This is a genomic window from Micromonospora sp. NPDC048843 (assembly GCF_040649965.1).
GTDB lineage: Bacteria > Actinomycetota > Actinomycetes > Mycobacteriales > Micromonosporaceae > Micromonospora > Micromonospora hortensis.
In genome coordinates this window covers 15,955-27,185 of sequence record NZ_JBEZGJ010000098.1, presented here as the reverse complement: position 1 = coordinate 27,185, position 11,231 = coordinate 15,955, and the positions used below count along the sequence as shown (strand labels likewise).

Genomic DNA, 11,231 nt, shown 5'->3' with positions numbered 1-11,231 from the left:
CCGTGAAGCCGAGTGGATCATGGCGCACGCCGGGCACGCCGGGCATGAACGCCGCGCCGGACGCGCCGGGCGCGGGAACGACCGGGCCGCCGGGCCGCTACCGGCGGCCGAACTTGGCGCTCACCTCTGCTACTGGTCAGGCGGGTACGAACTGCCACTGCTGGTTGGTCCCGCCGTTGGCGGTCCACTGCACGACCTGCGCCCCGTCGCTGGTCGAGGCGGCGTAGACGTCGGCTGCCAGTCCGCTGCCGCGGCCGACGATGGTGTAGTAGCCGTCACCGGTGGGCCGCAGGTACCACATCTGGTTGGTGCCGCCGTTTGCCGACCACTGCTGCAGTTGCAGGCCCTGCGTGGTGCTGCCGGCGTTGACGTCGAGCATCTTTCCGGAGGCGGTGTAGCGCAGGGTGTAGGCGTCCTGCGTGGTGCTGATCGTCCAGGTGGGGGAGCCGCTCTGCTGGACCGCCTTGGCGCCGTCGGCGGTGGAGTTGCCGGCGATGGCGAGGGGCTTGCCGCTGTTGCGGTTGACGATGCGGTAGGTGCCTGCTGCGGGCCCGGTTCCGCCGCTTCCACTGAGGTTGAGGTACTCGACCGCGTCGGTGAAGACGGTGCTGCCGGACTTCGTGGTCGACAGCTGCAGGTACACGCGGCTGCCGGTGGCGGGGGCGGTGAAGGACACCGGTTGGGTGACCCGTGAGCCGAGCGGGACGGTCAGGGTGGTGCTGCCGGACGCGACGACCGCGCCGGTCGGGCTGTCGAGCCGGGCGGTCCAGGCGAAGCCCACCGAGGTGTTTGTGAAGTCGTCGTTGAACACGGTGATGTTGCGGGTCACCGTGGCGTTGCGGGCGTAGCTGGGCACCGCCTGCGCCAGCGGGAAGTTGCCGTTGGAGTCCGAATTGCCGGAGGCGGACCAGTACGGGAGGTCGATCGCGGCCACCGGGTTGAACGCCGCCTGCACGCGCTGGATCTGCGGGTTGCTCCACGGGTCGGGCAGGTTGTCCACGCCGTAGATCGGGTGACCACCCTCCTCCGGGGTGAAGTCGGTGCTCCGCACGCCGGGCACGACGCTCGCCCAGGCGGACAGCAGGGTGTACGGACGCAGGTCGGTGGCGCCCTTGCCGCGCTTGGCAGCAGTCGCGGTGGCGAACCACTCGAAGCCCTGCTTGTTGTTGCATGCCGGCCAGATGAACTCGCCCTCGCCGTCGGGCCGCCCGTTCACGCTGACCAGGCCCTCCCCGTACCTGCCGAAGCCGTCGACGTAGTGCGGGATCACCGCGAAGTTGGCGTACGTCATCCCGGGATACAGGCTGACATTGTTGCCGACGCCCACCTCGACAATGATCGGCCGGGTGCCGTCGGCGCCGTTCATCGCCGCGTACAGGTCCTTTTCGAACTGTTCGGAATCCTGGCCACTCTGGTTCGGCTCGTTGTTCTGACTCCAGCGGATGATCGCGGGGTGGTTGCGGTCGCGCAGGACCAGCGCACGGGCGTGGTTGATCATGTTTTCGCGCCCGACGGAGTTCTGCCACTCCTGCGAGGATTGGGAGCCGCGAATCGCGACCTCGTCGATGATCATCAGGCCCATCTCGTCGGCGACATCCAACATGTACGGGCTTCCGGGCTCCTGGTGGATGCGCACCACGTTGTAGTTCAGCCGCTGGTAGTTGTCCACCGCCTGCGGCCAGCCGCCGTTGCCGGACGACGGAGGCAGGAAGCCGGGCAGGGTGTGGTACGCGTCGCCCTTGCCGCCGTTGTTGATCCGGTCATAGTCGGCACCCTGGAGGTTGTCGCCGCGGAAGTTCGTGCGCACGCCGTTGAGGTAGTAGTAGTCACCGTTCTGGGTGGCCTCCCGGAACCCGAACCGGTACTCGGCGTCGCTCGTCCGGCCGTCGTCGGTGACGGCATGCACCGTCAGCCCGTGCAGCTGCGCCCGGTACCCCGACCGGTACGGCACGTTGGGCCACCAGTACGAGGTGCTGTCGAGGTTCCACGCGACCGGCCCGACGGTCACGGTCACTGTCGAGCGGGCCGCCACGGTGACCGTACGGCTGGGCAGTGCCGGGTAGCTGAAAGCCGTTCCGTTGCTGGACGACAGCGACCCGGTCAACGTCACCGACCGGGCACTGCCCGACGTGTTCCGCACCGTCACGTCGTAGGTCAGCGTCTTGTTCGCCACCGACGTGCGCACGAATGTGTCGCTGACGTACACCGCCGGGTACACCCGCAGGAACGCGGACCCGAAGATCCCCTGCGGGACAGCCTCGGACCACGTTGCGGCGTCGGGCACCAGGTACCGGCCGTTGGATGCCTTCAACGCGCCGCGGCCCTTCACGTTCACCGTGATCGTGTGGGTGGTGCCGGGCGCCGCGTATGTGCTGATGTCGAAGTTCGACGGGGTGAACGCCGTCGTCTGGGTGGCGACCACGCGGCCGTCGACCGACAGTGTCGCCTGGTGGTTGACGGCGCCGAACTCGATCCAGGTCGACTGCGGCTGCCCCGAGTCCGGCACGGTGATGCTGCGCGAGTACACGGCCTCGTTCACGTCGGTGAAGCCCTGCTTGTACCAGCCGCCACCGGGCACCGCGATCGTGGTCGCCCCCCGACCCGCGGGCGTGAAGTTCCACGTCCCGGCCAGGTCGACCGAGGCGATCGCGGCGTTACCGGCCGCCACACCGTCAAGTCCGGCGGCCGCGACACTCTGCGTCGCGGCCGGCGCGGCCAGGGTCGACCCGGGGGGCAGGGTCAGGCCACCCAGCGTCAGGGGCAGGGCGAGCGCCACGGTCGCGGCCAGCCCTCTGGCCAGCGCCGACAATCGGCCACCCCAGTGGACGTTCGTACGATGCACGGTTACCTCCTGTGACTCACCCGGCAGCTCGGCAACACCGTTCAGGGCACAGCCACATGGCCGATACTCGAATCGATTCGACGAATCTGCCGGCGTCGCCGACCACCCCGGAAGGGTGGTCGCGGCCCAGATACATATATCTGTATTAATGGGCACATAGAGCGTGAAGTCAAGGTTTCAAGACGGTTACTTCCTGCTCCTGACGCCTCACAAGCTTCGATGGCCGGCGACAAATACGACCGCTGCGGATTGCTGGGGCATCGTGCTCCAGGCATTCCGTGTCGCCGACCCACCGACGCTGCGCCGATCACATAGCGAACCGATTCGCCTCTGCGACGCTCGGCCGTGACACCTCGAAGGCGTGGACAGCACTGTGGTCCTCGGCGAAGTCGGCGGGCGGCCCGGCCTGACTTGTTCGGGTCGAAAATGGAGCTAGGGTGCTGGTAAGGAACGTGCGTCGCCAGCGTCACGTGCAGGTTACGGGCCCTGACGGTGAGTGTCTGACTGCGTAGACATGACTACGCAATCATACAGGACTATGGCCGGCGATGGGAGGTGCCGTGACGCGACTGGCGAGGCCGGGTGGAAGCCCTCCGACGCCGCGCAGCGTGGACGTCGCGCGGCTGGCCGGCGTCTCCCAGAAGACGGTGTCCAGGGTCCTCAACGACGAGCCGTACGTCTCGGCCGACGTGCGCCGGCGGGTCCTGGACGCCGCCGAGGAGCTCGGCTACCGACGCAACCAAGCGGCCCGGGCTTTGGCCTCCGGGCGCACCCGGTCGATCGGCGTGGTGACGCTCGGAAGCGCCTTGTACGGGCCGGCTTCGTGGCTCATGGGCATCGAGCGGGCGGTCGGGGAGGTGGGCTACACGCTGCGGGTGGCCACCACGATCGAGGGCGACCCGGGCGGCATCGCTAGCGCCCTGGCGTCGCTGCTGGCCCAGGGCGTGGACGGCGTCGTCATCTCCGAGCCGGTCGACGAGGGCGTCGGCCTCATCAGCGTCGACGTGCCGGTCCTGGTCCTCGGCGCGCCGCCCACCTTCGCCGCGCCGCAGGTGGTGACCGCCAGGGTCGGCGCGGGCCGGCTCGCGCGGGCCGTGACCGAGCACCTGCTGGAGCTGGGGCACGCGACCGTCCACCACCTGGCCGGCCCGCAGCGGTGGTATTCGGCACGGGACCGTCTCGCCGGCTGGCGCGAGGCGCTGCGAGCCCACGGCGCGGACGAGCCGCCGGTCGTCGAGGGCGACTGGTCGGCCGCGTCCGGATACGCGGCGGGCCGGGAACTGGCCGGCGACGGTGCCGTGACCGCAGTGTTCGCCGCGAACGACGACATGGCGATCGGTCTCATCCGCGCGCAGCTCGAGGCCGGGCGCCGCGTGCCCGAGGACATCAGCGTCGTCGGGTTCGACGACATCCCGGTCGCCGCCTACGTCACTCCCCCGCTCACCACCGTGCGGCAGCCGTTCGACGAGGTCACGCGGCAGGGCCTCGCGCTGCTGGTACAGGTCATCGAGAAGCCGGACGTCGAGCTTCCACCGGCGGCCGACCAACCGGTCGAGCTCGTCGTCCGCGCCTCGACGGCGCCACCACCGCCCCGGCCGATCCCGGGACGTGGCCGCCGAGCGAGCCGTCACTGAACCATTTACCGGAGACCTCTTCAGCTATCGATCACCGCCCGCCGTGACCTCACCGGCCACCCACGACTTCTGAAACACGCCTTAGCGCAGTTCCACGATCCTGGCGCGGGTGTTGGCTGGGGCCTCCGGGTGCCCGCGCTCGACGTCGGCCCGAACGTCAGCAACGGTCTTGCCGGCCAGCTCCCGCCGCCAGGCCAGGTCGGCGCCACGCATGGCCTGGGCGAACGCGCAGGACTGTCGATAGTCGACGCCCGCGTGCTCGCCTGGGCCCTTACGGAGGATCTGGTCGCACTGGAACAGCTCCTCCGGGCCCTCGATCGCGGCCACGATGTCCAGCAGGGAGACCTCCGCCGGGCCGCGGGCGAGCTGAAAGCCCCCGCGTGGCCCCGAGGTCGACGTCAGGATTCCGGCTCGGGCCAGGGCTTGGAGCTGCTTGTTCAGGTACGCCGGCGGCAGCTCGTAGAAGGCGGCGAGGGTGCTGGTCGGCACCGGGGCGTCCAGCCAGCTCAGGTTGAGGCACGTGTGGAGGGCCCATTCGACGCCCTGACTCATCCGCATGATCCTGGACTCTACCTGTCCAGAATTTGGGACGTCGGATGTGATCGCTGGCGTCGCTGATTCTGGACATCTAGTGTCTAGGAATCGGTGAACGACGAAGGAGTCGAAAAATGACTGTGGTACGCGCGGCCCAGGCCGAGGTTCTCGACAGCGATCCGGCCAGCGTGATCACGCTGCTCCTCGACCCCGAGCACACCGGCGGCGCCCTGACCAGCAACCGCACAGTGCTCAAGCACGGCACTGACGGTGCGCCGCCGCACCTGCACACCCACTCCGGCGAGTTCTTCTTCGTGCTCGACGGCGCCCTGGAGATACTCGTCAACGACGAACTGCGCACCCTGCATCGGGGAGACGTGCTCTTCGTCCCGCCGAACACCCCACACGCCTTCGCCCCCGCCGACGGCCGGGACGCCGACTTCCTCGTCGTGATCACCCCCGGCAAGCCCCGGTTCGACTACTACCGACTGCTCGACAAGGTGCACCGGGGCGAAGCCACCTGGCAGGACGTCGCCGAGACCCAGGACCGTTACGACAACCACTACGTGGACAGCCCCTTGTGGGCCGGCCGACGAGGCTGACCGACGCGACCTGTTCGTGCAGAGGCTGCCCCGTCGGCGCGGGTGATCCGCACCGACGGGGCAACGACTGTCGGACTGGCGCTACCCCTTGGCGATCCTGATCGTCGCGCTGCGGTAGTTGTTGCGCCTGTCGTTCTTCGTCGGGTCGTAGTTCTTCTCGATGTTGCCGGCGCTGTCGACCGAGAACCAGCGGAACGTCGTCGTCTCGGTCACGTGGAACACCTGCCCCGGCTCACGGAACTCGGTTGCCGCGTAGCGGGGCGACTCGAGCGTGGGCCGGCTGCCGTCGGTCGTGTAGTAGATGGTGGCCGGCTCGCTGGTCTCGAAGTGCACGTCGACAGGCCCGGAGTAGCGCCCCGCACCCGGGACCAACCGGGACGTCGGGTCCTTCTTGTCTCTGCCCCAGTCCGCCGCGACCCGGAACATCTCCATGATCCCGTTGGCGTACTCCATCGTCTCGGCGTGGCCACTGACGAGCTCGGGGTTCCCGTCCCACTCCGGCTGGAACGAACCGCCCTGCCAGTCGCCGGTGGCCGGGTTGTAGACGGAGCCGCCGACCTCCCAGCCGAACGCGTAGATCCCGTAGGTGTGGTAGAGGTCCTCGCGCACGTTGCCCGCCGAGGAGTAGAGGACGTCGGACGAGCCGCCGACGTTCTCCGGCGTCACGACAGTTTCCCGGTGCGCCTTGACCTGCGACAGGATCCGGGCGGCGGACTGCCAGTAGAACGCCTCGTCACCCAGTGGCGGACGCGGGGTGGTGATCCGGCCGTCCGCGATGTAGGCGCCGGGCTGCCAGAAGAGCTGGCCGCCGTTGGAGTGCACCGACATCATGAACTTGATGTTCTTGTACTTCTCGACCAGCCAGATGATGTTCTTCGACTCGGGCTCGGACAGCTCCTCCGGCCCCTGGTAGGTGCCGCTGACGCAGTTGGTCGACCCACCCGCGTAGCCGTCGTGGCCCGACCCGACGCGGTAGTTCCGGTTCAGGTCGACGCCCCAGGAGTTCCGCTGCGCCGGGTCGGCGCTCGCGTCCGGGCAGTGGTTGGTCATGTTCTTACGCTGCGAGGCGAAGTTGTAGAAGCTGTAGTTCGCCCCGTCGGGGTTGTTGGACAGGATGAAGAAGACGTCGGTGTTCTCGACGATCTTCTTCGTCTCCCGGTCGGACCGGTAGTTGTGCACCAGACGCTCGGCCGACTCCAGGCTGGTCGTCGCCGGCACCCACTCGCGGGCGTGGTCCTGCGCCTGGATGAGCACACCGGGCTTCTTACCGTCACGGTGCTTGCCGATCCGCAGTACCGGGATCGTCGCGGGGCCTCGCGGCACCTCGCCCTCCGGTGCTCCGACACGCTTCTGGTCGAGGAAGTCGGTCAGCGCGACCGGGCCGGCCGTCGCAGCGACGATGCCGGTGCCCTCGTTGGTGCGGTACGGGTGCGCCCGGTCGATGAGCCCCGCAGAGCGGCTTCGCAGCGCCTCGGCCACCTCGGCGGCCGTGCTCGTCGGCGCACCCGAGGCGTCAGTGGCGAGCAGGACACGAACCGCCGTGCCGGTGACCTCCACCGCCAGCGGGAGACCCGGGTCAGCCCGGTCCACGAAGTCCACAGTGACGTCGTTGCCGCCCTGGTGACCCCATGCGGCCGAGGAGACGACGACCGCCGCCTGCCCCGCGCCGCCGATCTGGGCCTGCGCCTTGCGTTGGTACCCGTTCGTCTGGTTCGGCAGGTAGACGATCTCGGCAATGTCCGGGTACTGACGGGCGATCTCCTTGGCACGGCTGTAGAGCTGCTGCGGGTGCCGGTAGCCGTCCACGAAGTCCGACTTGTAGGACGGGTTCTCCGTCAGCGGCGGTGGGGCGTCCTCCAGCCAGTTGGAGACGACGCCGGTCGCGACGCCACCTGTGGAACTCGTCAGCTTGATCTTGCTGGGGCGTACGTCGAGCTTGAAGAGGTTCCGGTGGAACATGTACTGCCCGGAGTCGACGAACCGGCTCATCGTCCGGGCGAAGCCGAACGGCGTGCCCTTCCCCGAGTCGTTCTCCACCTGCATCCCGACGATCGGGTCCTCCTGCTGCCCCTCGGTGGTCCGCGCTTCGACGTAGAGGAAGCCCTGACCCTTTGTGGTGAACCAGTCGGCGCGGACGACGCGTACCGTCGCGTCGTGGTTCGCCGGCTGGGCCGCCCGCGCGCTGGCCGCGCCGATGCCAAGACCGCCGTCGGCCTCGTCGCTCCACACGAAGCCCGCGTCGGCGCCGAGCACCTCGACGCCCATCGCCGTCAGTTCGGTGACCTGCTCGGCGGTAACCACCGCTTCGCCCTCGATGCCGTTCGGCACGCGCCGGAGGCCGTGTTCGAGGTCGAAGCCGGCAGCGGCCACCTTGTCCAGCATGTCGGCGCCGGTCAGCCTGATGTGTACGAGGCGTACCGACTCCCGATCCTCAGGCTGGGATCGGCTGGCGGCGGCTGATGGCCCCGTGGGATCCGCGCCCGCAGGGCCGGTTGTCACGAGGATGCTGCCCACCAGGGTGGACAGCGCGAGCAGCGCGATGCGCCGTTGTGATCGCCGCATTCCCCCTCCTTCTGCCTACGACGGGTGATTGCCGGCGGACCGGTCCGGTGAGCGTATGTGCGTTAGCGGCTCCAGCGGTTCACGTCGATCGAATTTGAGCATTCCTTGAGGCGACCGTCGCCGACTCCGCGCCGCCGCGTCAGTAACCTCGGCGGCCTCTCCCCCGGCCGAGGAAGCGCCTCCCCATCTGTCGGGGAGGAGAGCCGTTCCGCAGCCAGCGATCGTTGGACCATGGCTGTCGTTGAGATACCGACCCGTGCCAGACCGTGGGCACTGGCGTGTGCCGTGTTCGTCGTCGCCGCGGTGGCTCAGCGGCTCTATTGGATCGCGGGTGGCCGGTGGGGGTACACCGCGTGCGACCGCACCGATCTGGTCGACCCGGCGGGCGGGTGCGGTGCGGACCAGGTCGTGGCGTTGCCGCTCTGGTCGGGGTGGGGCGCGGTGGGAGTCGGCGTCGCCCTCGCGGTGGTGCTCGGGTGCACGGTCCGGTTCCCCGGCCGCTGGGCCACCGCCGGCAGCTGGGCTGCGGCCGCGCTGCTCCTGGTGGCCGCGTTCCCGCTGCACCTGCTCTTCGAGATCCCGGCGGCGCTCGCGGGACGGCCCTCGGACTGGCGTGACCTCGGAGCCCGGCTCCTGCTGGTGGCCGGTGGCGTCCTGTTCGCCGGGCTCGCGAACGCATCCGGGCCCCGGCGCGGACCGGCCGCCGTCGGCTACCGGCCGGTGCCGCGGTGGACGCGCCGCTGGGCGTACGTCGCCGTGGCGCTGCCAGTGGTCGGCTGGGCCGTGCCCCACGCGCTGTGGGTGCTCGGCGTTCCGGTCGGCATCTCCGGGCGGGAACTGAACGACATCGAGCGGAACCTCTCCACGGCGACGGGTTTGGCGATCACGCTCGTCCCGCCGCTCGCCGGCCTGCTCGTTCTCGGTCTGGTCCAGCGGTGGGGGCAGCAGTTTCCGCGCTGGGTGCCGGGACTACACGATCGACAGGTCCCCCGACCGCTGGCGGTGATCCCGGCCGGCGTGGTGGCGCTCACGCTGGTCGCCTACGGCGTGCTGAGCATCGCTGTGCTCGTCGGCCGACTGCTCACAGGTGACACGCGCTGGTCCGACGTGTGGGACGGGTGGGCCGTCACCGCCACGCTGCTGGTCTTCCTCGGCTGGGGAGTGTCGTTGGCCGTCACCACCGCCGGCTACGCCCTCGCCACCTCAGCCGCCACCTCCATGACCGACCTCCCCGGATCGGAGCACCCATGAGCCCCACCGACTCCGCCCGCGTCGCAGCCACCGACCCGCCGCCCTGGGCGATCTGGGCCGCCTATGCCGTCCCGCTCTGCGTTCTGCCGTCCGCGCTCTGGCGACTGTCGTTGGTGTTCACCGACGATGGCACCACGCACTGGTACATGGTCTTCCTGTCCGCGCTGTCGATGGGACTGGCCCTGTTGACACTCGGGCTGGTGCACCGGTGGGGACAGCGAGTTCCGCACTGGGTACCCGACGTCGGAGGCCGTCCCATCCCGGCGCGTCCGGTCGTGCGCATCGCGCTGACCGGCGGCTCGTTGCTCGTCGCTGTCTGCGTGTACTTCCTCCTCAACCACAGGTTCCACTTTGTGCAGAGCATCTGGGTAGGCATCGGTGAGGACGAACCGGTGCACCCGACTCCCGGTTGGGAGGTGCTCCGCTACTACGCCCCAATGCTCGCGTGGGGCCCGCTCGTCATAGCCGTGGCCGCCGACTACCGCCGGCGTGCAGCCAATTTTCGACGACTGGAGAAGCCATGAGGATCCGCAGCACGAGGCGACCACCGAGCGCACCATCGTGTACGGCGGCGATGGCGGCGGCACCACCTGCGGAGGCAGCGGTTTCTTCGTGGGGTGGCTCACCCTCGCAACCGCCTACCGGGACAAGGATTTCGGCCAGTGGCTCGCCTCTGACGACCGGTACGCCGATGAGATCCTGACCCGACCCGTCCTGGAGCTGAACTGAGCCGCGCCGCGACAAGCCCTCGCCGCGTACTCCTTCCCGGTCAGAACGTGGCGATCGGGTTGATCGGACTGCCGGACGTGCCAGCGAAGCGGACCGGTGCGACCGCCAGCTGGAAGTCCCACTGGCCGAGTTCGGCAGCCGTCGTCGCGCAGGCCTCCAGGTCGCAGTTGTCGAGCATCCACAGGCCCATCGCGACGAGGCTCACGGCGTGGACCGGCATCAACACGTCGTCGTACCCCGACGGCTGAACGTCCTGGGGGGTGTCGGCGCCGATCAGCGCCACCCCGCGTTCGTGCAGCCACGGCAGGCAGGACGCGTGCCAGCCGGCCTGCGTGAAACCGCTGGCCGCACCGTTCTCGTGCCGGAAACGGCCATAGCCGGTCCGCAGGAGTACCGCGTCGCCGGGTCGCACCCGCACCCCCTGGCGACGCTCGGCCTCCACGAGATCGTCGGGATACACGCCCTCCCCCGGCTCCAGCCACGGCACACCGCGGGCCGCCGCGACGTCCAGCAGGACACCACGCGTGACGATCCCGTTCGCGGCCGCCGTGACGGCCGCCCACGCCGAGCCCGTCGCCGCGTCGACGAACGAGTGCGATCGCCCGTTGTACATAGTGCCGTCCCAGTAGATGTGGCACGGCGAGTCGAGGTGGGTGAGGGTGTTGCCGTGGTACGAGATGCCGATCCTCTCGGACGAGAAGCCCCAGCGCCGGTCGGCGTGGAAGGCGGGCGGCATGTTCTCGGCACCCGGCATGTCGGCGGTGCACGGGCACGTCGTCGTCGACCGCTCCATGTCTCCCGGTGCGGAGACCTCCCACGCGCAGGACACGCTTCTGCCGTGTCGTACGGCCCGCGCCGCCGCCAGCCGGACATCGTCGGTGATGTGGTTCAGCGTGCCACGTTCGTCGTCGCCGCCCCACCGCCCCCAGTTGGACAGCGTGTCGAAGTACCCGAGCACCTCGTCCTGGGTCGGCATCGATCGTCCTGCCGTCATGTCAGCATCGACTCCTCTGGTCACGCGGGTTCGAGGCACCGCAGGTCAGAGTAGTCCGCCGCTTGATCGACGGATGACCGCAG

At 69.3% G+C, this 11,231-nt stretch carries 9 protein-coding genes; 5 read left to right on the top strand and 4 right to left on the bottom strand.

What is annotated here, in order from left to right; genetic code table 11:
* Positions 1 to 136 precede the first annotated feature (136 nt).
* The gene (locus AB0C20_RS22165) at positions 137 to 2,842 is read right to left on the bottom strand and encodes an RICIN domain-containing protein (RefSeq protein ID WP_357177326.1); all 2,706 of its coding nucleotides are present in this window, start codon (positions 2,840 to 2,842) and stop codon (positions 137 to 139) included.
* A 560-nt stretch (positions 2,843 to 3,402) separates the two neighbouring features.
* On the opposite strand from AB0C20_RS22165, the gene AB0C20_RS22160 reads away from it, so the two are divergent.
* A complete protein-coding gene (locus tag AB0C20_RS22160; protein WP_357568641.1) occupies positions 3,403 to 4,476 on the top strand; it encodes a LacI family DNA-binding transcriptional regulator in 1,074 nt (357 codons plus the stop codon).
* An 81-nt stretch (positions 4,477 to 4,557) separates the two neighbouring features.
* Here the strand turns inward: AB0C20_RS22160 and AB0C20_RS22155 are convergent, their stop codons facing one another.
* A complete protein-coding gene (locus tag AB0C20_RS22155; protein ID WP_357177330.1) occupies positions 4,558 to 5,034 on the bottom strand; it encodes an Rrf2 family transcriptional regulator in 477 nt (158 codons plus the stop codon).
* A gap of 110 nt (positions 5,035 to 5,144) precedes the next feature.
* On the opposite strand from AB0C20_RS22155, the gene AB0C20_RS22150 reads away from it, so the two are divergent.
* A complete protein-coding gene (locus AB0C20_RS22150; protein WP_238684064.1) occupies positions 5,145 to 5,612 on the top strand; it encodes a cupin domain-containing protein in 468 nt (155 codons plus the stop codon).
* 81 nt (positions 5,613 to 5,693) lie between these two features.
* Here the strand turns inward: AB0C20_RS22150 and AB0C20_RS22145 are convergent, their stop codons facing one another.
* Positions 5,694 to 8,174, bottom strand: coding sequence for a M14 family zinc carboxypeptidase (locus AB0C20_RS22145; protein ID WP_357568640.1), 2,481 nt, complete (start codon positions 8,172 to 8,174; stop codon positions 5,694 to 5,696).
* A gap of 231 nt (positions 8,175 to 8,405) precedes the next feature.
* On the opposite strand from AB0C20_RS22145, the gene AB0C20_RS22140 reads away from it, so the two are divergent.
* From AB0C20_RS22140 to AB0C20_RS22130, 3 genes are read left to right on the top strand one after another with little or no spacing between them, the layout of a single operon-like run.
* A complete protein-coding gene (locus tag AB0C20_RS22140; protein ID WP_357177335.1) occupies positions 8,406 to 9,425 on the top strand; it encodes a hypothetical protein in 1,020 nt (339 codons plus the stop codon).
* The gene (locus AB0C20_RS22135) at positions 9,422 to 9,949 is read left to right on the top strand and encodes a hypothetical protein (protein ID WP_357177337.1); all 528 of its coding nucleotides are present in this window, start codon (positions 9,422 to 9,424) and stop codon (positions 9,947 to 9,949) included. Before AB0C20_RS22140 ends, AB0C20_RS22135 begins: the two co-directional genes overlap by 4 nt.
* Entirely contained in the window at positions 9,915 to 10,154 is a 240-nt protein-coding gene (locus tag AB0C20_RS22130; RefSeq protein ID WP_357177339.1) for a hypothetical protein, read from the top strand. The genes AB0C20_RS22135 and AB0C20_RS22130 overlap by 35 nt, the downstream gene beginning before the upstream one ends.
* Positions 10,155 to 10,194: 40 nt before the next feature.
* Here AB0C20_RS22130 and AB0C20_RS22125 read toward each other — a convergent pair whose 3' ends face one another.
* On the bottom strand, positions 10,195 to 11,148 hold the full coding sequence (locus tag AB0C20_RS22125; RefSeq protein WP_357177341.1) for a cyclase family protein: 954 nt from the start codon (positions 11,146 to 11,148) through the stop codon (positions 10,195 to 10,197).
* Between the last annotated feature and the right edge of the window lie 83 nt (positions 11,149 to 11,231).